Here is a 24,896-nt window from a genome sequence, read left to right on the forward strand (position 1 = left end):
AGAAATATTGTCGAGATCGTGGTGGAGTTAAAAAATTAGTTTGGTTACCCGCCGTATCGGATCATCGGTCCGGGCGGCCTCGTTAAAGCCCTCCGCCAAACGCACCCGCGTCGATATACTGCCTAAAATAATCCAACATTGGCAATGACAAATCGCTTCCACGTAGCCCGTGGGGGGCTATAGGGTTTGGGTGGGCTCTGCCCGATGGGGCACGATTAGCAAAAGTCGTATTTCGGTTTTATGACCGCGCGGATGTCGTTCGTTCTGGCAGAAGGCGATCGAGGTACCGGTACCGCTTCTGTTGGTTATGCGTCATGGCGGCATGGCTCGGCATTTTTCATCTCAGGAGGGTTTCAAGGTGAACATTATCCATCGGTTCAGGCCGCTTGCCGCTGCATCGCTGTTGGGCATCGCGGCCGCTTTCCCCGCCGTCAACGCGCTCTATGCAGCCGACGACGCCGCCAGGCCGGAAGCGGCGGTCTCGCCGATGCAGCGCGTCGCCGAATCCCGGGACAAGGCCAAGGCCGAGAATCCCGACGGGGCCGACCGCGTCTATGGCGGCAAGGAAGCCGACAAAGGGGCCTATCCGTTCCAGGTGGCGCTGCTGACCAGCGCCCGGCTGGACCCCAGCCCGGCCTCGCAGCCAAACGCGCAATTCTGCGGCGGCAGCCTGATCGCGCCGCAATGGGTGCTGACGGCGGCGCACTGCCTCAACGACAAGGGCCGGCCGATTTCGCCCGACACGGTGACCGTGCTGACCGGCGCCACCGATCTTACCGAAGGCAAGCGCTACAAGGTGGTCGAGGTCATCGTCAACGAGGGCTACAGCGAACAGACGCTGGACAATGATCTCGGCCTGCTCCGGCTGGCGGAGCCCGCCGATGCGCCGGTCATCAAGATCACCAATGAGCCGACGCCAGACAGCGGCAAGACCACGGTCATCGGCTGGGGCAAGATGCAGGACGGCACCTTCCCGACCGCGCTGATGGTGGCCGATCTCGATCTCGAGCCGAGCGCTGCCTGCAACAGCGGCATCAAGTCGATCTATGCGCATGACTTGAAGGCGGCACTTGGCGATCTCTCGCATCGGATGCGTTATTCGGAAAAGGGCATCGATGCCGCCGCCAATGCGATCGCCGCCGATATGTCGGATCCGCTGACCAAGAACATGATTTGCGCCGGCACCGACAGCGGCGAACGCGACGCCTGCAACGGCGACAGCGGCGGTCCGCTGTTCATGACCGGCGCCAACGGTCCGGTCCAGGTCGGCGTCGTCTCCTGGGGCGAAGGTCCGTCCGACGGCACCGCCGCTTGCGGCCACAAGAATGCCTATGGCATCTACACGCGATTGGCCAACTATACGGGTTGGATCGAAGCCAAGATGAAGACCCCGGCTCCGGCAGCCGCGGCGGCGCCCAAGGCCGGTCTCGGCACGGCCAAGAAGCCCTGAACGGGCCCGAAGCTTGATAAACGCAAAACGGCGGGATCTTTCCCGCCGTTTTGATTCATGTCCGGTGCCGGCTGTTCCGCTTACTTCCGCGGCGGGCCTTTGCGCTCGGCCGACGCCGCCCACAGATTGATGTCGGACTCGCGTGCGTAAGTGTCGATTTCGGCGAGCTCGGCATCGCTGAACTCGAGCACCTTGAGCGCGCCGACGCAGTCCTCGACCTGTTCGGGCCGGCTGGCGCCGATCAGCGCCGAGGTGACCCGGCCCTTGCGCAGCACCCAGGCCAGCGCCATCTGCGCCAGCGTCTGGCCACGCTTGCCGGCGATCGCGTTCAGCGCCTGGATGTTAGCGATGGTCTTTTCGTTGATGAAGGCGGGCCGCAGCGACTTGCCTTGGCTGGCGCGGCTACCCTCGGGGATGCCGCCGAGATATTTGTCGGTCAGCATGCCTTGCGCCAGCGGCGAGAACACGATCGATCCGACACCGAGCCCTTCCAGCGTATCGAGCAGTCCGTCCTCTTCGACCCAGCGGTTGAGCATCGAATAGCTCGGCTGATGGATGATGCAGGGCGTACCGAGCTGCTTCAATATGTCGGCCGCCTCGCGCGTGCGCTGCGAATTGTAGGACGAGATGCCGGCATAGAGCGCCTTGCCGGAACGCACCGCATGGTCGAGCGCGCCCATCGTTTCCTCAAGCGGCGTATCCGGATCGAAGCGGTGCGAATAGAAGATGTCGACATAGTCGAGCCCCATCCGCTTCAGGCTCTGGTCGAGGCTCGCCAGCACATATTTGCGGCTGCCCCATTCGCCGTAAGGCCCTGCCCACATCTCATAGCCGGCCTTGGTCGAGATGATCAGCTCGTCGCGATAGCTGGCGAAGTCGGTGCGCAATATCTCGCCGAAGGCGATCTCGGCCGAGCCCGGCGGCGGACCGTAATTGTTGGCGAGATCGAAATGGGTGATGCCGAGATCGAAGGCCTTGCGCGCGATCGCCTGCTTGGTCTTGTGCGGCGTGTCGTTGCCGAAATTGTGCCACAGGCCGAGCGAGATCGCCGGCAGTTTCAGGCCGGATCGCCCACATCTGTTGTAGAGCATTTTCTCATAGCGGTGTTCAGCCGGCTGCCAGCGCATGGGTACAGATCCTGGATTGTATGGGTGTCGGCGCGCGCGCGCCGACACCCTTCTACCTCATTTCTGCTTCGCCAACAGTTCTTTTGCGTCCTTGACGCCGAGTGCAGCCGGCCGCTCGCAGCTGGTCTGCATGGCGACGAACTTGCCGGTCTCGCCCGACCGCAACAGGCCGGTCATGACGTCGACGGCATGCAGCGCGAGCTCCATCGAGCAACGATGCGGCCGGCCCTCGGCGATCGCCAGCGCCATGTCGGCAAGGCCTGCGGTGCGGTAGTTGGCCATCATGCCCTGGCCGTGCATTTCGTTGGGCACGCCGAACGGATGCTGCCATTTCGGCAGTTTCTTCACCGGTTTTGCCGCCTTGGTTATGCGCACGTCGCCACCGAAGAAATTCGGATCCGGCACGAACACCGTGCCCGTCTCACCATAGAGTTCCATCGGCGCGTGACCATGCGCCCAGACGTCCCAGCTGGTGTTGAGCGTGATCACGGCGCCGTTCTCGAACTCCAGCAGGCCGTGGATCGTTGTCGGCGTGTTGACCGGGATTTTCTCGCCCGCGCGCGGTTTCGACGAGATCGTGCGCTCCTTGGCAGGCGTTGTCGCGAAGGCCGCCACCTGCTTCACCGGCCCGATCAGCTGGATCAGGTTGGTGATGTAGTAGGGCCCGATGTCGAGCACCGGCCCGGCGCCGGGCTGGAAGAAGAAATCGGGATTGGGGTGCCAGTGCTCCATGCCGTGGCCCATCACATGACAGGTGCCGCTGGTGATCTTGCCGAGCGCGCCGGTGTCGATGAGGTTGCGCACCAGCTGGTGCGCGCCGCCCAGGAACGTGTCCGGGGCCGAGCCGATGCGCAGCCCTTTCTTCTCGGCCCGGCTCTTGAGGTCGAGGCCTTCCTTGACCGACAGCACGAACGGCTTTTCCGAATAGACGTGCTTGCCGGCATCGAGGATCTGCTTCGACACCCCGTAGTGCACCGCCGGGATGGTGAGGTTGACGATGATGTCGATCTCGTCATCCTTGAGCAGTTCTTCGACGGTCTCGGCGCGCAGCTTGAACTCCTTCGCCCGTGCCTTGGCCGCGTCCATGTTGATGTCGGCGCAGGCGCGCATCTCGATGCCGCGAAACAGAGGCGCCAGCGAGAAATACGCTTTCGAGATGTTGCCGCAGCCGATGACGCCGATACCCAGTTTCTTTGCCATGATGATTGTTCCTAGTAAGCCTTGACGGATGCGAGCGAGCGGCTGGCGAAGCGCTCGATGTCGTTGGGGTTGTCCTGTTCCATGACGTAATATTTGGCCGCGCTCTTCGCCTGAAGTGTCTTGATCAGGCCGGCCCAGTCGATGGTGCCGTGGCCGACATCCGCCCAGCCGTCCTCGTCAAGGCCTTCGCCTGACTTGGCCATGTCCTTGACATGGACGGCGCTGATGCGCTTGCCGTGCTTTTCGATCCACGGCAGCGGATCAACGCCGCCGCGGATTACCCAGGCGACGTCCATCTCCCAGCCGATGTCGGGCGCAGCCGACAGGATGTGATCCTGCGGCACCGAGCCGTCGGCGAGTGTCTTGAACTCGAAATCATGGTTGTGCCAGGCAAAGCCGTAGCCGGCTTTTTTTGCGGTCTCGCCGACCTTGGCCAGACGCTCGCCAAAGCCGCGCCAGCCGGCAGCGTCGGCCGGCCGCTGCTCGGCCAGCAGATAGGGACAGATGACGAGCGTGATGCCGAGTGCGTCGGCTGTTTTGCGTACGCCGTCGAAATCATTCTCCAGCGCATCGATCGAGAAATGTCCGGTCGGCATCGAAAGCCCGTTCTTGTCGAGTTCGGCGCGGAACGCCTTGGGGTCGTCATAGACGCCGCCGAAACCTTCGACTTCCTTGTAGCCGAGCTTACCAAGCATTTTCAGGATGCCGTCCCACGGCTGGAAATTGCGGGCGCTGTAGAGTTGGAATGACCAGTTCATCGTCTCTGTCCGTTTCTTGGGTGGTTAAGGCTTGGGGATGTTTTCGGGGGATCGTTTTCGCGAGATCGTTTTAGGGGGATCGTTCTTGGGAGGATGGTTTGCGGATGATTCTAGAGGGTCACAGGCGATTGCCGGTCGCAGCGTCGAACAGCGAGGCGCGCGCCGGATCGAAACCGAACTGGATCGGATCGCCGCTGCGCAGCGTCCGTTCCGCCTCGACGCGGAAGGAGAGGTTGCGGCCGGCAAGCTTCGTCCACACCAGCGTGTCGGAACCCATCGGCTCCACGATCTCGACCGAACCGCCGGCGGAAAACGGCATCGACTTAGCCGCGTCACCGAAAGCGATATGTTCAGGCCGGATGCCCAGCACGCAAGCGCCGGCCGGGCGCTCCGTGCCGTCAAAGGTATAGCGATCGAGCGGCACCGAAACACGGTCGGTCCTGAACACTGGAGCAGCACTGGCCTCCAGCTCCCCTTCGAGGAAATTCATCGCCGGCGAGCCGAGGAAGCCGGCGACAAACCGGTTGACCGGCCGGTTATAGATCGTCTGCGGCGCGTCAAGCTGCTGGATGACGCCGCCGCGCATGACCGCGATACGGTCGGCCAGCGTCATCGCCTCGATCTGGTCGTGGGTGACGTAGATCATGGTGTTCTGCAGCTTGCGATGCAGAAGCTTGATTTCGACGCGCAGTTCCGAGCGCAGCTTGGCGTCGAGATTGGATAGTGGCTCGTCGAACAGGAAGACGTCGACGTCGCGCACCAGCGCCCGCCCGATCGCCACGCGCTGGCGTTGGCCGCCGGACAAGGCCGCGGGCTTGCGCTGCAAAAGCGGCTCGATCTGCAGGATCTCGGCGGCGCGGGCGATGCGCTTGGCGATCTCGTCCCTGGGCACGCCGGCAACGCGCAGGCCGAACGACAGGTTCTTCTCCACCGTCATTTGCGGATAAAGTGCATAGGACTGGAATACCATGCCGATGCCGCGATCCTTGGGCTCTTCCCAGGTGACGTTCTTGCCCTTGATGAAGATGCGGCCTTCGGAAATATCGAGCAGCCCGGCGATGCAGTTGAGCAAGGTCGACTTGCCGCAGCCCGAGGGACCGAGCAGCACGATGAACTCGCCCTCTGCGACCTCGAGATTGAGGGTCTGCAGCACCGATACCGAGCCGAAATTCAGGGACAGGTCCTGGATCGAAACGCTGGTGCCGTTGGCTGCCGTCATCGCCATCACCCTTTCACCGCACCGGCGGCGATGCCGCGCACGAAAAGCTTGCCGGAAATGAAGTAGACGATGAGCGGCACGAGCCCGGTCAGGATGGTGGCGGCCATGTTGACGTTGTACTCCTTCACGCCTTGCACCGAATTGACGATGTTGTTGAGCTGCACCGTCATCGGATAGGTGTCGGGGCGGGTGTAGACGACGCCGAACAGGAAGTCGTTCCATATGCCGGTCACCTGCAGGATGATGGCGACGACGAAGATCGGCAGCGACATCGGCGCCATGATCCGCAGGAAGATGCCCCAGAAGCCGGCGCCGTCGACCCGTGCCGCCCTGAACAGCTCTTCCGGCATCGAGGCAAAATAGTTGCGGAACAAAAGCGTGAGGATCGGCATGCCGAAGATGGAATGGACGATCACCAGGCCGCTGAGGCTGCCGTAGAGGCCGATCTCGCGCAGGATGATGACGATCGGATAGATCATCACCTGATAGGGGATGAAGGCGCCGACGATCAGGATGACGAAGAATGTGTCGGCGCCCTTGAAGCGCCAGTTGGCCAGCGCATAGCCGTTCACCGAGGCGATCGCGATCGACAGCAGCACTGACGGCACAGTGATGCGCACCGAATTCCAGAAGCCGCGCGAAAGCCCGTCGCAATTGAGGCCGGTGCAGGCGGTCGCCCACGCCTTCACCCACGGTTCGAACGTGATTTCGAGCGGCGGCGAGAAGATATTGCCCATCCGTATCTCGGGCATGCCCTTGAGCGAGGTTACGACCATCACGTAGAGCGGCAGCAGATAGTAGACCGCCACAACGATCAGCGTGCCATAGAGGTAGATATTGCGGCGCGAGAAGACATGCCGCGGCTTCGGCCCGCGCGGCCCGGAGGCTTCGCGCTCGGCGGCACCCGCGCTGGCGGGCAAAGGGACGGCCGGGTCAGCCACGCTTCCTGCCTCCAAATTCAAGGTAGGCCCACGGCACGACGACGATCACCACCGAGAGCAGCATCATGGTCGAGGCGGCAAAGCCCTGGCCAAGATTCTGTGCGAAGAACATGTAGTCATAGACATATTTGGCCGGCACTTCGGAGGCGATTCCGGGGCCGCCGCTGGTCTGGGCGACAACGAGGTCGTAGACCTTGACGATGCCCGACGCGATGATGACCAGCGTGGTGATGAAAACCGGCCGCATCATCGGGATGACGATGAACAGATAGGTCTTCCACATCGGGATCCCGTCTACCCGCGCCGCCTTCCAGATGTCCTCGTCGATGCCGCGCAGGCCGGCCAGCATCAAGCACATGATGAGCCCGGTGCCTTGCCACAGCGCCGCAATCGAAATGCCGTAGATGACGATGCTGGAATTGTAGAGCGGGTCGAAGTTGAAGCTCGTCCAGCCGAGGTCCCGCACCACATGCTGGATGCCGAAATCCGGATTGAGCAGCCACTGCCAGACCAGGCCGGTGACGATGAAGGAAAGCGCGAACGGATAGAGGAAGATGGTGCGGAACGTGTCCTCGAAACGGATCTTCTGGTCGAGAAGCGCTGCAAGCAGGAAGCCGATGACCAGTGAGAACACCAGCGAGATCGCGCCGTAGATCAAAAGGTTCTCGATCGAGATCAGCCAGCGCGGCGTCGCCCAAAGCCGGTAATACTGGTCGAGCCCGGCGAAATTCAGCCGTGGCAGCAGCTTCGAATTGGTAAAGGAATAGAACACCGTCCAGACGGTGCCGCCGACGAAAACCACCGACGCGGTGAGGATCATCGGGATCGAGGCGACCTTCGCATTGATGTTGCGGAACAGCGGGTTGGGGCGTTCGCTCTTGCTCATCTCGTCAGCCGGCTGGGTAAGGGCGGTGCGATCCCGGCCCTGCTTTCGCAAGGCCGGGAGCGAGGTGTATTGCCTCCAACGTCAGTCTGCCGAAGCGATGAGGTCGGCGAAGCGCTTCTGCGCGTCTTCGATGGTCAGGTCCGGCTTGGCGAAGAATTCGGCGAAGAGATCTTCCTTCTGCTTCTGGGTATCCTGCGAAAGCAGTTGGTCCGTCCACGGGATGACGGCGCCCTTGGCGAGGATGGCCAGACCCTTCTTCATGCAGTCGTTCGCCGCATTGAGATCGACGTCACCGCGCACCGGCAGCGAGCCCTTCTTGAGATTGAAGGCGACCTGAGTCTTAGGGTCGAGCAGCGTCTCTGCCAACACCTCCTGCGCCTTGGACTTGTCGGCATCCTTGAGCAGCGGGAAATAGAAGGCGTCGCCGCCGGTGGCGATAACTTCGTTCAGACCGAGGCCCGGCAGGCAGGCATAGTCCTTGCCGGCGACCTTGCCGGCAACCTGGAACTCGCCTTGCGCCCAGTCACCCATGATCTGGCCGCCGGCCTTGCCGGTGATGACCAGATTGGTCGCCTGGTTCCAGTCCTGCACATTGGTGTTCTTCGCCATCTTGCGGGCATCGTCGGCGGCCTTGAAGACCTTGGCGATCTCGGGCCCAGCGGCGAACTTGGCGTCCTTGTCCTTGTAGACCTTGAGGAATGCATCGGTGCCGCCGACCGCCGCCAGCAGCACATCGAAGGCGCCGGAAGATTGCCAGGCTTGTCCGCCGACAGCGAGCGGGATGATGCCCGCCTTTTCCAGGGCGGGCGCTGCCGCCACGAATTCATTCCAGTCCTTCGGCAGCGGCACGCCGGCCTTCTCGAAGGCTTCGTTCGACAGCCACAACCACTGCCAGGAGTGGATATTGACCGGCACGCAGTAGATCTTGCCGTCTATGGTGCAACTGTCGAGCAGGCTCTTCGGCCGCACGATTTCCGTCCACTTGCCCTTGGTGGCGACATCGGTGAGGTCGCGCATCAGGCCGGCCTGCACCAGTTCTTCGGCCTGCCGGCCGTGATTGAACTGGGTGGCGCCCATCGGATCGCCGCCGGTGATGCGGCTGATCATGATCGGCCGTGCCGTGCCGCCGGATCCGGCAATGGCGCCGTCGACCCAGTGATTGCCGGTCGCGTCAAAAGCCTTCGCGAATTCCGCAACCGCCGCCGCCTCGCCGCCCGACGTCCACCAATGGGTGACTTCCAGGTCGGTGGCGGCCGCCGGGCCGGCAAGCTGAAGCGCGGCCGTCGCGGCAAGGGCAGCGGTCAAAAGTCTATAGCGCATTTCGGTTCCTCCCAGAATCTGAAACGTTACAGATTTTCGATACGGCAATTATGCGGAGCGTGCAACCCCTGAGATAAACGCGCTCGAATGTTTTTTCGAGGCGCGAACAAATTCGTTGCGTGCAAACCGGCAAACTCCGCGCAAAACCGGGTGCTGCGCTGCAAAATCATGCTGCAGCGCAAGAAAACCGTCTCGAACCTGATTGTCGCGCAACGTTTCTGGCCGCCAAAACCCTGCCAAAACCATGGCTTGAGAGACCCACGCGCTGCGATGTTGGAAATCTGTAACGTTTCAGTATATTGAGGCCTGACGGCGAAGAACCGTGCCACATCGTCATCGAAGCGATTGTCGGCTGGTCCGGCGGCTGCTATGCGCCTGACGGGGCGGGACGAATGGACAGGGACCAGACGGAGAAGGACGACGAGGCGTCGGCGCATGAGCGGCCGACGCTGAAAACGCTTGCCTTCATGACCGGGCTCGGCGTCACCACCGTCTCGCGCGCGCTCAAGGATGCACCCGAGATCGGCGCCGAGACCAGGCGGCGGGTTCAACTCGTCGCCAGGCAGATCGGCTACCGGCCGAACCGCGCCGGCGTGCGCCTGCGGACTGGCAAGACCAATGTTATCAGCCTCGTGCTCAATACCGAGCGCGAGATCATGAGCTTTGTCTCGGACATCATCTACGGCGTCTCGGAGGTCATTGCCGACACACCCTATCACCTGATCGTCACGCCCTACTCGCGCTCGCAGGATCCGCTGGACCCGGTAAAGTATCTGGTCGAGTCCGGCTCGGCCGATGGCGTCATCATCTCACGCACGCAGCCCAACGATCCGCGCGCCCGCTACATGCTGGAGCGTGGCATACCCTTTGCCACGCATGGCCGCACCGATATGGGGCTTGTCCACCCCTATCACGACTTCGACAATTACGCCTTCGCCGCCGAAGCGGTGCGCCATCTGGCCAGCGTCGGCCGGCGCCGGCTGGCGCTGGTAGCGCCGCCGGTCGGGCTCACCTATTACGACCACACGGTCAATGGCTTTGCCGACGCACTGAGCGAGGTCGACGCCAGCGAAGTGCCGTTCAACGCTGTTTCGATCGACCAGTCGATCGATCAGATCAGGACGCGGACCGCGCAGTTGATGCGCCGCGACGTCAGGCCGGACGGTTTCGTCAGCAGCGCCGCCGCAGCAACGCTGGCCATCGTCGCCGGCATCGAGGATGCCGGCCTGAAACTCGGCCGCGACGTCGATGTCGTGTCCAAGCAATCGTCGGAACTGCTGCATCTGTTCCGCCGGGAGTTGCTGATCGTCAACGAAGACTTCCGCCTCGCCGGCACCGAGCTTGCCCGCGCCGTGCTGGGCTGGATAGGCGGCGCGGCACCTGGCTCTTTGCAGACTGTGGTCAAGCCAGGCGACGTCGTCGCGTATCAGGGCTGACTGGCACGACCTGAGAGGCCGCCTCACCTGACCCTAGCCGGCAGCGCCGCTGCCCCATGGGCCATGGAAAGCCCCCTGCTCGCCGATGCGCTCGAAACCATGCGCGCCGAAGAAATCGCGCTGCGCCTGGATCAGGTTCGAGGTGCCGCGGCCCTGGCGGTAGCTGTCGAAATAGGCAAGCGCCGACGCCAGCGCCGGCACGGGCGAACCGGCCTCCGACGCTCTTGCGACGATGCGCCGGAGCGACGGATGCGCCTCCTGCATCATGGTGGTGAAAGCCGGCGCCATCAAAAGGTTGGTGGACGCGCCGCCTGAGCCGAAGGCTTCCGCCATGGTGTCGAGCATCTGCGAGCGGATGATACAGCCGGCACGCCAGATCTTGGCGATGGTCGGCATCGGCAAGTTCCAGTTGAACTCCTTCGAGGCGGCGCTCATCACCGCGAAACCTTGTGCATAGGCGGCGATCTTGCCGGCGAGCAGCGCCAGCTCCAGGTCTTTCAGAAGTGCCGCCTTGTCGCCGGAGATCTTGATGACGCCGATATTGCCATAGGCTTTTTCGGCCGCCTGCCGCTCATCCTTGATCGAGGACAGCACGCGGGCCGCCACCGCCGCCTCGATGGCCGTCGCCGGAATGCCGAGCTGCTGCGCCTCGATGACAGACCATTTGCCGGTGCCCTTCTGGCCGGCACGGTCGAGGATGATGTCGACCACCGGCTTGCCGGTCTTTGCATCGTCGGCGGCCAGCACCTTGGCGGTGATCTCGATCAGATACGAATCGAGCCGGCCCTTGTTCCAGTCCTCGAAGACCTTGCCGATCTCCTTCGGCCCCATGCCGAGACCGTCACGCAGGATGCCGTAGATCTCGGCGATCATCTGCATGTCGGCATATTCGATGCCGTTGTGGATGGTTTTCACGAAATGCCCGGCGCCGTCTGTGCCAAGCCAGGCAGCGCACGGTTCATCCTTGTACTTAGCCGAGATCGCGGTCAGCACGCGTTCGACGCGCTTCCAGGAGTCTTCGGTGCCGCCGACCATGATCGACGGTCCATGGCGCGCGCCTTCCTCGCCGCCGGATACGCCCATGCCTATGAAGGTGAGACCTGAGCCCGACAGTTCCGAAAAGCGCCGCATCGTATCGCGGAAATTGGCGTTGCCGGCATCGATGACGATATCGTTGTCAGACAACACGCCGCGCAGCGCTTCGATCTGTTCGTCGACCGGCTTGCCGGCCAGCACCATGATGATGATCGGGCGCGGCGGCTTGATCGCAGCTGCCAGTTCCTCCAGGCTGTAGCAGGGCACTACCATGTCCCTGAGCGAACCGGCGCCTTCGAGGAAGGCATCGGTGCGCGCCTTGGTGCGGTTGAAGACGGCGATGCGGTGCCCGTGCTCGGCAATGTTGAGCGCGAGGTTGGAGCCCATTGTGCCAAGGCCGATCAGGCCTATTTCGGCTTTTTCCATCGTTTCTTCCCTGCTTTCGGATTTTGTTGAGGCCGCGTTTTTCGGGATGCCCATTTTTCGGCGAGATGATTGACGGGCCTTTCGCGCCACGTCAACCGCCTCGCCGAATTGTGTTGCGTCTGCGTTGTGTCAGACCGAGTCAGGAAGGGTCAGTTGGTGACCAGGCGACGCCTTGCCGATCGAACATATGACGTTAGGTTGAACTTATGGCAGTCAAACGGATGGACAATGTCGGGATCGTCGTCGATGACCTCGACGAGACGATTGCCTTCTTTCGCGAGCTCGGCCTCGAACTGGAAGGGCGGGCGACGATCGAAGGCGAGTGGGCCGGACGTGTCACCGGGCTCGGCGATCAGCACGTCGAGATTGCCATGATGCGCACACCGGATGGCCATAGCCGGCTCGAGCTCTCCCGCTTCCTCACGCCGACGGTCGTCGCCGATCACCGCAACGCCCCGGTCAATGCCCTGGGCTACCTGCGCGTCATGTTTACCGTGGACGACATCGACGACACGCTTGAAAGGCTCCGCAAGCGTGGCGCGCAGCTGGCCGGTGAAGTCGTCCGTTACCAGGACGTGTATCGGCTCTGCTACATCCGCGGGCCGGAAGGGCATCTCATCGGGTTAGCCCAGGAACTCGGCTGAGCGCCCTTCGCAGGCGGGCTGAATATCACTCGGCGCGGATATCGATCGGCGCTTCGATCTTTACCACTTCGAAATCCGAAACCAGAATATCGAGCCGCGCCGTCCAGCGGCCTGGAATCGGAATGACGAGATTATCGACGCGCCAGGTGCCGTCGCCTGGCTTGGTCGCCGGACGCTTGATCGGCTCGATCCCCGAATCGGGCTTGGACAGCACCAGCGTCACTTCCTTGGCGTCGAGCGGGCCGAAATCGCCATCCATGATGACGATGGAGGCGGTGACCTCCCCGGTATGGCCGGGCGTGATGTCGATGTCGGCCATCGCCTTCATAGTGTGGATATGGGTCGACGTCGGTTGTGCCGCGGCGATTGCCAGGGCCCGTGGCGGCGGCGTGAAGCGCCAGCCGGCGGCAACGCCGAAGATCAGGAGCACGATCAGCATTTCGACTGAGATCGAGCGGCTAAGCCGTCGCCGCACTTCCGTCGCTCCGGCCTCGGCCAAGGCGGTGAGCCGCCATCGATTGACCGCCGCCAGCGTGAACAGAAACACCAGCAGCGCCAGCTTGATCAGCAGCAGCCGGCCATAGGCGGTGTTGACCAGTGCCGCCGGTGTCTGCACCTGGATGATGGCGAGCACCACACCGGCGGCGGCAAGCACTACCACCACGGGCATGATCGCGCGCGAAAACCGCCGCAGGAACGCCCCGGCTTCCACCGATTGGCTGCTCAACGCCAGGCCGAGCGGCAGCAATGCTCCAGCCCAGAAAGCGATGCCGGCGCCATGCAGGAACACCATAGGCCGCGTCAGCCATTGCGGTTCGGCTGCACTGGCATGGCCGCTGGCGGCAAGGGCTGCACCCACACCGGCCAGCCCGGAGAGCGCCAACGGCCTGGCGCCAGCACGCGATCCGACCAACGACAGCAGGCCAAGCCCGAGCGCCGCCAGCGAAATCAGCACCGTCCAGCCGAAGCTGGTGCCAAGCGCCGTCCGCCAGACCACCGGTTGCGCCAGCCGGGCGAGTGGCGCGCCCAGCGCGTCCAGCCCCTCGAACCCGAGCGACAGGGGTGCTGCGACCAGCCCGCACAGGATGGCGGCAATGACGAAGCGCTGGCCTGAGCGCTGGCCTTGCGCCAGCCATGTCAGCGCGAAGGCGCCGCCAATGCCGAGGAAAAGCCCGATGTAGAGAAGAACCTTGCCGGTCCAGATCGCTGACCGCAAATCTATGTCGACAGCTTCCCCCACCGCCGGCGCCGCACTTGGCGCGCCAACGGAAAACAGCACCGAGCCGCCGACCGGATGGCCATCGGCGGAAATCACCCGCCAGCTCAAGACATGGGTGCCCGGCCCGAGCTTTTGTGGATTGTCGATCTCAACCGTTTGGTCGCTCAACCGAAACGAGGTCAAAGCGACAGGCGTACCGTCGGGCCGCACCAAGGTCAGCACCAGCGGCGACACAGGCTCGCTGAAGGTCAGCGAAAATTGCGTCGGCGCTCGCTCCAGAACCGCGCCGTCGGCAGGCTCGGCCTTGATCAGCGCCGCATGGGCAAAGGCCTGGTTTGGCGTGGCAAGGACGGCAAGCAGCAGGATCGCGGCCAGCAGGCCGAAGCACCTGCCGGCTGTCCGTTCTATCCGCTGAAAACAGGCCACGTTCATGCCATCCACCAAAACAGTGGCGCGCCGCTTCGAAGCAGCGCGCCGCCAATGCATCATTTCTTCGGCAGCAGGTTGAGGCCGGGCGCCGGATCTTCCAGCGCATCCTCCTCCTGACCAGCCGCCGGAATCTCTATCCAACGCGTGGTGGCGCCATCGCATTCCTGCACCACCGGAAAATAGAGTTTTTGCCCGGCCGGCAGATCGGCGGCCAACGTGCCGCGGAAGACGAACTCGTCATAAAATTCATCCGGCAGGCTGCCGCCGCTCCAGTCGACTTCCTTGACGCCCGAGGTCACCGCCTCGCCATAGAGCTGGTAGGATTTCTCGTACTTGCCTTTCTTGACCTGCAGCGTCCAGCCGGGCTTGGGCATCGGCTTCACCCCGATCACCCCTTCCGGGATCTGCACGCGCACGGCAATCTCGCCTTGCCTTCGCAGCCATGCGGCACGCGCAGCACGGCCTTGTAGGTCGAACCGACCGCAGCCTCCTTTGTTTCGAGCGTGATATGGGCTAAGGCGGCACTTGTCCCCAGGACGAGGAATGCAGCGGCCGGCAAAAGATGCTTGTTCATGATGGGTCCCTCTCGAAAAAATTGATTGGCAATAATTGGTCAGTCGTTGTCTTCCAGGGGTGGCGCGCTGCCTATGGCTTGCACGGCAAACTCGACGGTCACGGTTCCGGCCCTCTCGAAAGTCAGCGTAGCGGCAAACATCTGGCCTTCTTTAGGGGGCTGCTTCAAATCCATGAACATCACGTGGTAGGCGCCGGGACCCAGCGTGATCTTGCCGCCCGCCGGAATGTCCAGGCCGCCACTGACCGGGCGCATGGTCATGACGCCGTCTTTGACTCCCATTTCATGCAGTTCGGCCTTGCCCGAAATGTCGGAGGCAATCGACAGCAGCCGGTCCGGCGCGCTGCCCTTGTTGACGATGGTGAAATAGCCGCCGGCGACCTTGGCGCCGGCTGGCGTGGCACGGGACCAGGGATGCTCGATCTCGATGTCACCGGCCTTGAACTCATGCGCAAGGACGGAATGGGCGCCGGCGAACAACAGTGCAAAGGCAAAGAGGGCGCTGCCGAGACGCTGCTCGATAGTGGTGAAGATAGGGGTGCTGCAGCGCAACGCGCCGGCATGACGAAAACGGGACATGGGTAGCCTCCATGAATATGAAGTCGCACCGTTGTTAGGCTGCGAACGTGTTTATCATTGGATGATTATCGCCCGCGCGGGTTACGCCAAGCGAGCGGCGGCTTTTCAGCCGGCAAGCGGCGGGGCGCGCGGATTGGCCGGAGAGCGCTCACGCGTGACGTCGTGATGCCTGACTGCCGGCGGGAGAAACGCGACTGTTTCAAAAGACAGGCTCACCGGCGCCACGCCGACGCCTGCCGGCGGCGCATGGGCGACGGAGGCCGTGCTGCAGCCGAGCATGCAGCACGCCGGCATGTGCGGCTGGTGCGGATCCCCGCCGGGAAACTGGACCGCCCCCTCATGTGTACAGATGACGTTGCCGAAAGCGTCGAGTTGCGAGGCGTCCGGCGCAATGCCGAAAGCAAACACGCCGAGCGTCGACTGGAGCAGCAGCACACAGGCCGCGACAAAGGCGGCCGTCATGCTCCATCTCTTACGCCGGAAGTTCAAAGACCTGCCTCTTCACGCAGCAACGCTTGGATATCTAGCACGCGGCATGCCGGCGGAAAATCGCCAAACCATAGCTGCGGCAACGCGGCGCGTTCGATGCTTGTCGCCAAAAGTGCGCAGCGGTTTTGGGATAAGGGCATGCATAGGACCTTGTGCGCATAACCTCCCTTCGGACGTCGCAGTCAGGAAGCCGGGCGGCCGCCGATTTCCGGAATCGACGTCAACAGCGTGTGGCGCGCCGACTTCAGATGCTTGCGGCAGGCGGCGTCGACCTTGCCGAGATCGCGCGATTTGAGCGATGTGATATAGGCGAGATGCTCGCTCACCGCGACTTCGTTGCGCTCGCGCTCCTGCGCCTTGTTCCACTGGTAGTGGTAGTGAAAGATCATGGCGATGACGTCGTAGAAGTCGACGATGAAGCGATTGTGCGACGCCCGGTGGATCAGCCGGTGGAAGCGCTCGTCGAGCTCCGAGAATTCGTTGAAGCGGGTGGCGATTTCGCTTGCCAGAAGCCGGTGCTCGTCTTCCAGCCGGTCGAGATCCGCCCAGACCGGACTATCCCCAGGCAAGGCGGCAAAGGCCGCCGCCGAGCGTATCTCGAACATCTCGCGGATTTCAGTGAGTTCGAGCGCAAAGGCACGGGTAAATCCTTTCAGCACCCAGTGGCTGTTGCGCCGCTTCTCGATCAGGCCGAAGCGGGAGAAGCGGATCAGGAACTCGCGCACGCTGGTGGTGCCGACGCCGATCTCGCGCGCCAGTTCGAGCTCGTTGATCTGCATGCCGGCCTCTGCACCGCCGGCCAGCAACCTGCGCATAAACGACCGCTCGATGATCTGGGCCAGTGTGTCTGTCTCCTCCTCGGGGAAGAAATCATCCGGCTTCGGCGTCCTGAGCACTGTCTTGCTGCGTTTGTTCCACGCGATCAGCCCGGTCTCTTCCATGCGCGCCAGAATGGTGCGCACGGTGGTACGGCTGACGCCAAGCAAAGTGCCCAGCTCCGGCTCCGACGGCAGGCTCTGCGTCTCATCGAGCAGCCGCAGACCCCTATTGTAAGCGTCCTTGTAGACGTTGTTGCTCTTCGACATCCCTGCCCCGTTGCGCGCCGGCGCTTGCTGTGGCTGGCTTGAAGCGCGATATCACATATGTCCTGGCGCTCACCCGGCAAGGCAAAACGCTCTGCGTGTCAGACGCCGCTCCCCACAAGCCAAGCGTCCATCGGACGCATGGTCTCCTCCTGAAAAAACAATTGACGCACAAATGTTTTTTCACGATAAAAGACATTATATGTAAACAGACGCGTGTCAATCCGCGCATCCCCAGGAACAGACCCAGGAAACTGCCCGTGAACGCCTCGAACAGCATTCTTCTGTCCCCCGCCGACAATGTCGCGGTCGCCAATGGCCGCATCGAGATCGGCACCCCTCTGCCCGGCGGCGCCGTCGCCACGGCCTTGATCGAGCCCGGCCACAAGGTGGCGATCAAGCCTATCGCCGCCGGCGAGGCGGTGGTCAAGTATGCCCAGGCCATCGGCCGCGCCACCCAGGACATCGCGCCCGGCGACCACGTCCATTCGCACAATCTGGTTTTTGAATCCGGCCGCCTGCCGGTGGTGCCGCCGAGCGAAGCGGAGCACGCCACCGAAGCTGACCGCGCCCGGACATTCATGGGCTATCGTCGCGCCGATGGCCGTGCAGGCACGCGCAACTTCATCGGCATCATCGCCAGCGTCAATTGCTCGGCCACCGTCTGCCACGCCATTGCCGACGAGGCCAACCGCGTGCTGTTGCCGAAATATCCGGGGATCGACGGCTTCGTCCCGATCGTCCATGGCCAGGGCTGCGGCATGAGCGGCACCGGCGACGGCATGATGGTGCTGCACCGCACGCTCGCCGGCTACACCCGCCACCCGAATTTCGGTGGCGCGCTGATGGTCGGCCTCGGCTGCGAGGTCAACCAGCTCACCCTTTACGGCCAGAAGGGTGCGGCGGCGGGAAAACGCCATTTCAATATCCAGGACGCCGGCGGTTCGCGCAAATCGGTCGCAAAGGCGATGGGCGTGCTCGCCGAAATCGCCGAGGAAGTCGGCCAGTATCAGCGCGAGCCGATCCCGGTCTCGGAGATCGTCGTCGGCCTGCAATGCGGCGGTTCCGACGGCATGTCGGGCATCACCGCCAATCCCGCGCTGGGAGCGGCGGTCGACATCCTGGCCGGCGTCGGCGGCATCGGCATCCTGTCGGAGACGACGGAGATCTATGGCGCCGAACATCTGCTCGCCTATCGCGCGGCAACGCCGGAGATCGCCAAGAAGCTCGACGGTTTTGTCAAATGGTGGGAAGACCACGTCGCCAAGCACGGCGCTTCGATCGACAACAACCCCTCGCCCGGCAACAAACGCGGCGGCCTGACCACCATTCTGGAAAAGTCGCTGGGCGCCGTCGCCAAGGGCGGCCAGACTCCGCTCAACGGCGTCTTCGGTTATGCCGAAAAGGTCACCGGCAGTGGCCTGGTGTTCATGGACACGCCCGGTTACGACCCGGTCTCGGCGACCGGTCAGGTGGCGGGCGGCGCCAACATCATCGTCTTCACCACCGGCCGCGGCTCCTGCTTCGGCTGCCGGCCGACGCCGTCGATCAAGGTCGCCACCAACTCGACCATGTACCACCAGATGGAAGAGGACATGGACGTCAATTGCGGTGTCATCGCTTCGGGTGAGAAGACCATCGCCGGCATGGGCCGGGAACTCTTCGAACTCATCGTCGAGACGGCATCGGGCCGCAAGACCAAGAGCGAGGCGTTCGGCTACGGCGACAACGAGTTCGTGCCGTGGCACCTCGGCGCGACGCTCTAACCACCGACGAAAAAAGCGGGCTGCAACGACGGCTCACAAGGGGAGGCTTTGGATGGACAAACGCCGCATCGGCACGACTGCGCTCGAGGTCACTGAGATAAGCTTCGGCGGGGCGGCGATCGGCGGGCTCTACCGGGCCTGTCCGCGCGAAGCGGCGATGGAGACGCTGCAGACAGCCTGGGATGCCGGCCTGCGCTATTTCGACACCGCGCCCTTCTATGGCTTCGGCCTGTCGGAACGGCGGACCGGCGATTTCCTGCGCTACAAGCCGCGGGATTCCTATGTGCTGTCGACCAAGGTCGGACGGTTGTTCCGCCCGGTGCCGGAAGACCAGGTTCCCGATCATTCCTATGTCGACCCGCTGCCCTTCGCGCTCGACTACGACTACTCCTATGACGGCATCATGCGCTCGGTCGAGTTCTCCTATGCCCGGCTCGGGCTGAACCGGATAGACATCCTGTTTGTGCACGACATCGGCACCTACACACATGGCGTCGAGAAGACGAAGCTGCACTTTCGCCAGCTGATCGACGGCGGCTTGAAGGCGCTGGAAGAGCTTAAAACGTCCGGCGTGATTTCCGCCTATGGGCTCGGCGTCAACGAGGTGCAGATCTGCCTCGACGTGCTGCGCGAAGCGCCGCTCGACTGCATCCTGCTGGCCAGCCGCTATTCGCTGCTCGACCGCTCGGCTGAAGCCGAGTTGCTGCCGCTGTGTCGTGAGCGACAGACTTCGCTCATCATCGGCGGCGTTTTCAACTCCGGCATCCTGGCGACCGGGCCGGTGCACGGCGCGCATTTCGATTATCTGCCGGCGACGCAGGACATACTCGAGCGTGTTGGGGCGATGGAGAAAATCGCTGATGAGGGCGGATATCCGCTGGCGGCGGCTGCATTGCAGTTTCCGCTGCAGGAGCCTGTCGTGGCCAGCGTGCTGACCGGAACGGCCAAGCCCGCCAACCTGACGCGCAACCTCGACCTGTTCAACGTCCAGGTGCCGCAAGCGGAATTCGCCCGCTACGCTCCCTACACCATCGTTCAGGAGCTCGGCTGACGAAACGCCACGATCACGGCTCTCAAGAAGGAATGAATATTCCATATTGACTCTACGGTGGAATTAATATTCCATGATGATCAAGGAGGATCGGGAGCGTCTGGACGTGGCACTGAGGATCGGCAGGGAGGTTTCCCCGCCGAGCCATGCGCAGGCCGATATGAAACACCGCTTGCGTCGGCCGGACCGATGCACTATCAAAAAGCGGCAACTGTTTTTTATTGATAAAGTTCTGTTTGGGCCGCGCCTATCCAAATGGAGCTTCCGCAACCTTCACCGGGCGATCTAGGGAGGATTCCTAATGAAATTCGTGACCAGCATTCTCAACCGCCGTTCACTGGTGGCACTTGCTGCCGCCTCGATGTTTGCAGGCACGCTGCACACGGCGCCGGCTTCGGCGGCGGACGTGACCATTCCGATCATCGTCAAGGACACCACGTCCTTCTACTGGCAGATCGTCCTGGCCGGCGCCCGCAAGGCCGGCAAGGATCTCGGCGTCAACGTACCCGAACTCGGCGCCCAGGCTGAAACCGACGTCAACGGCCAGGTCTCGATCCTCGAGAATGCCGTCGCCGGCAACCCGGCCGCGATCGTCATCGCGCCGACCGAATTCAAGGCGCTTGGCAAGCCGATCGATGAAGCGGCCAGCAAGGTCAAGGTCATCGGCATCGACTCCGGCGCCGACTCCAAGGCGTTCACCTCGTTCCTGACCACCGACAATGTGCAGGGCGGACGCGTCGCCGCTGACGGTCTTGCAGCAGCCATCGGCGAAGCCAATGGCGGCAAGATCGAGGGCGACGTCGCCCTGATCACCAACGCGCCGGGCGCCGGTTCGCTGGAGCAGCGCAAGCAGGGCTTCACCGAGCAGCTGGCCGCGAAATATCCGGGGCTCAAGCTCGTCGCGGACAAATATGCCGACGGCCAAGCAACGACCGGTCTCAACATCGCCACCGACCTGATCACCGCCAACCCGAACCTCAAGGGCATCTTCGCGTCCAACCTGATCATGGCGCAGGGCGTCGGTCAGGCTGTCGCCGAGAACAACCTTGGCGGTAAGCTGGCGCTGGTCGGCTTCGACAGCGACGAGAAGCTGATCAAGTTCCTCAATGACGGCGTCATTTCCGCGCTCGTCGTCCAGGATCCGTACCGGATGGGCTATGACGGCATCAAGACCGCGCTCGCCGCCTCGAAGGGCGAGAAGGTCGAGGCCAATGTCGACACCGGCGCCAACCTAGTGACCAAGGCAAACATGAAAGATCCCAAGATCGACGCCCTGCTCAACCCGAAGCTCTGAGCCCGTCAACCAAAAATCCTTTCCGGGGCCTCGCGCCCCGGAAACACCGGATGCAAGCTTGAATATCCACCGGCTTGAATCACCTCGACGATGCGGCTTGACTGCATCGCGACGTGCCAACCGTAAGGCCAATCTGGGAGGATTGTCATGACGCCCACGGCGCAGGAACTGCACCCGGCCCCAACGCTTGCGCCCGGCAGGACGATCCTCGAACTGCACGGGCTGGAAAAGCGCTATCCCGGCACGCATGCGCTGAAGCCCGTTCACCTTGCCTTCAAGGCAGGTGAGATCCACGCCATCGTCGGCGAGAACGGCGCCGGCAAATCCACCCTGATCAAGCTTCTGACCGGCGTTATGCCGCGCACCTCCGGCGATGTCGTCTGGGAGGGCAAGCCGGCAGCGCTGGCAACCCCGCACGAGGCGATGGCGCTCGGCATCAACGCCGTGCATCAGGAGGTCGTGCTCTGCCGCCATCTCACTGTCGCCGCCAACATGTTCCTCGGCGAGGAGAATTCGCGCTTCGGCATCCTGCAGCAGCGCGCCATGGTCAAGGAAGCGCAGAAGATCATCGACGGTCTCGGCTTCGACCTGCCGGCGCATGTCATGCTGGGTGACCTCACCATTGGCCAGCAGCAGCTGATCGCCGCCGCCCGCGCCACCGTGCGCGGCACCAAGTTCCTGATTTTCGACGAGCCGACCGCCTATCTCACCCGCAAGGAAGCTGACCAGCTGTTCACGCTGATCCGCAGGCTCAAGGGCGAAGGCGTCACCATCATCTACATCAGCCATCGCATGGAAGAGGTGTTCGAACTCGCCGATCGCGTCTCGGTGCTGCGCGACGGCACGCTGGTCGGCACCCGCAACATTGCCGAGACCAATGACGCCGAGCTGGTCAAGATGATGATCAACCGCTCGATCGAGCAAGTCTACCACAAGGAGCATTTCACCCCCGGTGCCGTGATCGTCGAGACCAGAAACCTGTCGGGCAAGGGCTTCGAAGACGTCTCGATGTCGGTGCGCGCCGGCGAGATCGTCGGGCTCTATGGCCTGATCGGCGCCGGGCGGAGCGAGTTCGTCACCACGCTCTATGGCCGCCACAAGAAGTCGGCCGGACAGGTCCTTTGGCAAGGCAAGCCGGTCCACATCAATTCCGAGCACGACGCGATCAAGCTCGGCATGGCGCTGGCGCCGGAAAGCCGCCGCGACCAGGGCCTGTGCCTGAACCTGCCGGTCGGCCTCAACCTCAACCTGCCGATCTACAAGCGCATCTCCAACAACCTGCTGATTTCGAACACGAAGGAAAAGGCTGAAGCCGATCGCCAGATCGCCGGCCTCCGCATCAAAACGCCAACACGCGGCGCCCTGGCCTCCAGCCTGTCCGGCGGCAACCAGCAGAAGATCGTTATCGGCAAATGGCTGGCGCACGGCGCTAAGCTGTTCATCTTCGACGAGCCTACGGTCGGCGTCGATGTCGGCACCAAGGCCGAGATCTACCGCCTGTTCGGGGAACTGTTGTCCAAGGGCGCCGGCATCATCCTGATCTCGTCCTATCTGCCCGAGGTTTACGAGCTCGCCGATACGCTGCACGTGTTCCGGCGCGGCAAACTGGTCGCCAGCCATGGCTTTCGCGCCGCTAGCCACGAAGACGTGCTGACGCAGGCGATCGGCTGACAAAACAAGAAACGGGAGAAACCATGAGCATCGAAACCGTCGCGATCGAAAAACCGAAACGGAACTACAACGTCCTGTTCGGGCTGACGCTTCTGGCGTTGCTGGTTCTGCTCTGGATCGTGCTGTCGGTGGCGACGCCGAGCTTCGCCTCCTCCAACAACATCGCCAATCTTTTGCGGCAGGGCTCGATGATCGCCATCATGGCGGTCGGCCAGACCTTCGTCATCATCACCGGCGGCATCGACCTCTCGGTCGGCGCCGTGGTCGGCTTCGCCACCGTCATTGTCGCCATGATGATCAATGCCGGCTTCCCGATCTGGGTCGCCATTCTGGTGACGCTGCTGGTCGGCGTTGCCATCGGCCTGTTCCATGGCTTCGGCATCGTCAAGATGGGCCTGCCGCCCTTCATCATCACGCTGGCGACGCTGACCTCGTTGCGCGGCATCGGCCTGTTGATGACCAACGGCAACTCGATCAACATCAACAGCGACAGCTTCACCGCGTTCTCGCGCAGTTCCTTTGTCGGCATCCCCAATCTGTTCTGGATGGTGATCCTGGTCGGCATCCCGGCCTACATCTTCCTGCACCACAGCCGCTGGGGCCGCTATCTCTTCTCCGTGGGATCCAATGCCGAGGCCTCGCGCCTCTCGGGCGTCAATGTCCAGCGCACCATCTACATGGCCTACACGCTGTCGGGCCTGTGCGCGGCCTTCGTCGGCGTGCTGCTGGCGGCGCGCATCGGCATCGGCAACCCTACCCAGGCGGAAGGTTGGGAGTTGCAGGCGATCGCCTCATCGGTGATCGGCGGCACTTCGCTGTTCGGCGCCGTCGGCTCGGTGCATGGCCCGCTGCTCGGCGCCTTCATCCTGGCCACCATCAACAACGGCGCCAATCTGCTCAACGTCAACTCGTTCTGGCAGCGCATCATCACCGGCGCGTTGATCATCATCATCGTCTATTTCGACGGCCTGCGCCGTCGCGGCAAGTAATCCTCCCTGACCTTCCGTGTCGGTCCGCTCAACAACGGACCGGCGCCTTTTTGAACACTGGAATTGCCGAATGAAAGCTGTTGTCTGCCGCTCGCCCGGCGAGCTTGTCCTGGAAGACCGGCCGGCGCCAGGAGCGCCGCTTGCCGGCTGGGCGCTGGTCGCCGTCAGCCATGTCGGCATCTGCGGCACCGACTACCACATCTTCGAAGGCAAGCACCCGTTCCTTGCCTATCCCCGCATCATGGGCCATGAAGTGTCGGGCACCGTCGTCGAGACCGGGGAAGATGTCGACCTTGCCGTGGGCGAGCCCGTCATCATCAATCCCTATCTCGCTTGCGGAAAATGCATCGCCTGCCGGCACGGCAAGCCGAATTGCTGCGTCAGGATCGAAGTGCTTGGCGTGCATCGCGACGGCGCCATGGCCGAGCAGATCCTGGTGCCGGCACGGAATCTCTATCCAGCAAACGGCTTGTCGCTGGCCGATGCGGCGGCCGTGGAATTCCTCGCCATCGGCGCGCATGCCGTGCGGCGTGCCCGCGCCGAACCAGGCGCCCGCACGTTGGTCATCGGCGCCGGGCCGATCGGCCTTGGCGCAGCGCTGTTTGCGCGCATCGCCGGGCTCGATGTCAGCCTGCTCGACATGAGCACGGAGCGGCTGGATTTTGCAAAAGGCGAACTCGGCTTCGCCACGCTCGACGGTTCACAAAAAGCGGCAGCCGAACTGGTGCGCGACGCAACCGGCGGCGAAGGGTTCGACGTCGTCTTCGACGCCACCGGCAACACCGCCTCGGTGCAGTCGGCCTTCGCCCATGTCGCGCATGGTGGCACGCTCGTGCTGGTCAGCGTCGTCAAGGACGACATCGTCTTTTCCGATCCGGAATTCCACAAGCGCGAAATGACATTGATCGGCAGCCGCAACGCGCTGAAAGTCGATTTCGACCACGTCGCCGCCTCGATACGCAACGGCGCCGTGCCTCTGGCAAAACTCGTCACCCACCGCACCACGCTGGCCGGCACGCCGGATGATCTCGCCCGCTGGGCGCATGAGAAATCGGGGTTGATCAAGGCTGTGATCGAGGTGGGGTAAGACATCCGAAAAATTTGGTGGAGCGATAAGTGCCGAGTTAAGGCAGATCGCATACCTCGGCGATTTGCGAAAAGGCCCGTCGCTTCCTCATCCATGGGCAGAGCAAGGAGCGAAGCGACGCGGCGCAGACCCGAGGATTCATTCGGTGACGTCTGCGCTAGAATCCAGCGGTGCAAAAAGAGGCGTCCATTCGCATCTCCTACCTGCACCGCTGCGGCGCGCGA

The 24,896-nt window shown here is 62.9% G+C and carries 22 protein-coding genes and 1 pseudogene; 10 read left to right on the plus strand and 13 right to left on the minus strand.

Features of this window, described 5'->3' with window-relative positions:
- Positions 1-358: 358 nt before the first annotated feature.
- Positions 359-1,450 (plus strand): S1 family serine peptidase, encoded by a 1,092-nt coding sequence (locus NKI31_RS05890; RefSeq protein WP_023713445.1) that lies wholly within the window; start codon positions 359-361, stop codon positions 1,448-1,450.
- 80 nt (positions 1,451-1,530) lie between these two features.
- Here NKI31_RS05890 and mgrA read toward each other — a convergent pair whose 3' ends face one another.
- From mgrA to NKI31_RS05925, 7 genes are all read right to left on the minus strand, one after another.
- A complete protein-coding gene (gene mgrA / locus NKI31_RS05895) occupies positions 1,531-2,577 on the minus strand; it encodes an L-glyceraldehyde 3-phosphate reductase (RefSeq protein ID WP_023683033.1) in 1,047 nt (348 codons plus the stop codon).
- A gap of 57 nt (positions 2,578-2,634) precedes the next feature.
- Positions 2,635-3,777 (minus strand): Gfo/Idh/MocA family protein, encoded by a 1,143-nt coding sequence (locus tag NKI31_RS05900; RefSeq protein ID WP_023683032.1) that lies wholly within the window; start codon positions 3,775-3,777, stop codon positions 2,635-2,637.
- An 11-nt stretch (positions 3,778-3,788) separates the two neighbouring features.
- On the minus strand, positions 3,789-4,535 hold the full coding sequence (locus NKI31_RS05905; protein WP_023683031.1) for a sugar phosphate isomerase/epimerase family protein: 747 nt from the start codon (positions 4,533-4,535) through the stop codon (positions 3,789-3,791).
- A gap of 118 nt (positions 4,536-4,653) precedes the next feature.
- Positions 4,654-5,754, minus strand: coding sequence for an ABC transporter ATP-binding protein (locus tag NKI31_RS05910; protein WP_023744074.1), 1,101 nt, complete (start codon positions 5,752-5,754; stop codon positions 4,654-4,656).
- A 5-nt stretch (positions 5,755-5,759) separates the two neighbouring features.
- Complete coding sequence (locus NKI31_RS05915) at positions 5,760-6,695, minus strand: carbohydrate ABC transporter permease (RefSeq protein WP_352537075.1); 936 nt, start codon at positions 6,693-6,695, stop codon at positions 5,760-5,762.
- A complete protein-coding gene (locus NKI31_RS05920; RefSeq protein ID WP_023683029.1) occupies positions 6,688-7,581 on the minus strand; it encodes a carbohydrate ABC transporter permease in 894 nt (297 codons plus the stop codon). Before NKI31_RS05920 ends, NKI31_RS05915 begins: the two co-directional genes overlap by 8 nt.
- Before the next feature lie 81 nt (positions 7,582-7,662).
- Entirely contained in the window at positions 7,663-8,901 is a 1,239-nt protein-coding gene (locus NKI31_RS05925) for an ABC transporter substrate-binding protein (protein WP_023683028.1), read from the minus strand.
- Between the two features lie 392 nt (positions 8,902-9,293).
- Here NKI31_RS05925 and NKI31_RS05930 point away from each other — a divergent pair, with 392 nt between their 5' ends.
- Positions 9,294-10,337: a LacI family transcriptional regulator gene (locus NKI31_RS05930; protein WP_023683027.1), complete on the plus strand. Its 1,044-nt coding sequence runs from the start codon at positions 9,294-9,296 to the stop codon at positions 10,335-10,337.
- 33 nt (positions 10,338-10,370) lie between these two features.
- Here NKI31_RS05930 and gnd read toward each other — a convergent pair whose 3' ends face one another.
- On the minus strand, positions 10,371-11,798 hold the full coding sequence (gene gnd / locus NKI31_RS05935) for an NADP-dependent phosphogluconate dehydrogenase (protein WP_352650815.1): 1,428 nt from the start codon (positions 11,796-11,798) through the stop codon (positions 10,371-10,373).
- Positions 11,799-12,004: 206 nt separating this feature from the next.
- Here gnd and NKI31_RS05940 point away from each other — a divergent pair, with 206 nt between their 5' ends.
- The gene (locus NKI31_RS05940; protein ID WP_023692002.1) at positions 12,005-12,442 is read left to right on the plus strand and encodes a VOC family protein; all 438 of its coding nucleotides are present in this window, start codon (positions 12,005-12,007) and stop codon (positions 12,440-12,442) included.
- Positions 12,443-12,467: 25 nt separating this feature from the next.
- Here the strand turns inward: NKI31_RS05940 and NKI31_RS05945 are convergent, their stop codons facing one another.
- The 5 genes and pseudogenes from NKI31_RS05945 to NKI31_RS05965 form a co-directional block, all read right to left on the minus strand.
- Positions 12,468-14,093: a copper resistance CopC/CopD family protein gene (locus tag NKI31_RS05945; protein ID WP_352650817.1), complete on the minus strand. Its 1,626-nt coding sequence runs from the start codon at positions 14,091-14,093 to the stop codon at positions 12,468-12,470.
- A gap of 53 nt (positions 14,094-14,146) precedes the next feature.
- A pseudogene (locus tag NKI31_RS05950) lies at positions 14,147-14,664 on the minus strand (YcnI family copper-binding membrane protein).
- A 39-nt stretch (positions 14,665-14,703) separates the two neighbouring features.
- On the minus strand, positions 14,704-15,243 hold the full coding sequence (locus NKI31_RS05955; protein ID WP_031193807.1) for a copper chaperone PCu(A)C: 540 nt from the start codon (positions 15,241-15,243) through the stop codon (positions 14,704-14,706).
- 105 nt (positions 15,244-15,348) lie between these two features.
- Positions 15,349-15,705 carry a DUF2946 family protein gene (locus NKI31_RS05960; RefSeq protein WP_023819624.1) on the minus strand — a complete coding sequence of 119 codons (357 nt, stop codon included), beginning with the start codon at positions 15,703-15,705 and terminating at the stop codon, positions 15,349-15,351.
- Positions 15,706-15,914: 209 nt separating this feature from the next.
- Positions 15,915-16,817, minus strand: a complete 903-nt coding sequence (locus NKI31_RS05965) for a GntR family transcriptional regulator (protein ID WP_023819623.1) — start codon at positions 16,815-16,817, stop codon at positions 15,915-15,917.
- 257 nt (positions 16,818-17,074) lie between these two features.
- Here NKI31_RS05965 and NKI31_RS05970 point away from each other — a divergent pair, with 257 nt between their 5' ends.
- The 7 genes from NKI31_RS05970 to NKI31_RS06000 all read left to right on the plus strand — a co-directional run bounded on the left by NKI31_RS05970 (position 17,075) and on the right by NKI31_RS06000 (position 24,672).
- Entirely contained in the window at positions 17,075-18,580 is a 1,506-nt protein-coding gene (locus tag NKI31_RS05970; protein WP_023728563.1) for a UxaA family hydrolase, read from the plus strand.
- 52 nt (positions 18,581-18,632) lie between these two features.
- Positions 18,633-19,631 carry an aldo/keto reductase gene (locus tag NKI31_RS05975; protein WP_023704237.1) on the plus strand — a complete coding sequence of 333 codons (999 nt, stop codon included), beginning with the start codon at positions 18,633-18,635 and terminating at the stop codon, positions 19,629-19,631.
- A 73-nt stretch (positions 19,632-19,704) separates the two neighbouring features.
- Positions 19,705-19,920 (plus strand): hypothetical protein, encoded by a 216-nt coding sequence (locus NKI31_RS05980; RefSeq protein ID WP_023669815.1) that lies wholly within the window; start codon positions 19,705-19,707, stop codon positions 19,918-19,920.
- A 12-nt stretch (positions 19,921-19,932) separates the two neighbouring features.
- A complete protein-coding gene (locus tag NKI31_RS05985; RefSeq protein ID WP_023835033.1) occupies positions 19,933-20,925 on the plus strand; it encodes an ABC transporter substrate-binding protein in 993 nt (330 codons plus the stop codon).
- Positions 20,926-21,072: 147 nt separating this feature from the next.
- On the plus strand, positions 21,073-22,596 hold the full coding sequence (locus NKI31_RS05990) for a sugar ABC transporter ATP-binding protein (RefSeq protein WP_352650820.1): 1,524 nt from the start codon (positions 21,073-21,075) through the stop codon (positions 22,594-22,596).
- A 23-nt stretch (positions 22,597-22,619) separates the two neighbouring features.
- Positions 22,620-23,585 carry an ABC transporter permease gene (locus tag NKI31_RS05995; protein ID WP_023683015.1) on the plus strand — a complete coding sequence of 322 codons (966 nt, stop codon included), beginning with the start codon at positions 22,620-22,622 and terminating at the stop codon, positions 23,583-23,585.
- A 70-nt stretch (positions 23,586-23,655) separates the two neighbouring features.
- Complete coding sequence (locus NKI31_RS06000; protein WP_023831616.1) at positions 23,656-24,672, plus strand: zinc-binding alcohol dehydrogenase family protein; 1,017 nt, start codon at positions 23,656-23,658, stop codon at positions 24,670-24,672.
- The last annotated feature ends 224 nt before the right edge of the window (positions 24,673-24,896 follow it).

Source organism: Mesorhizobium sp. M0659 (genome assembly GCF_040320605.1).
Lineage (GTDB): Bacteria > Pseudomonadota > Alphaproteobacteria > Rhizobiales > Rhizobiaceae > Mesorhizobium.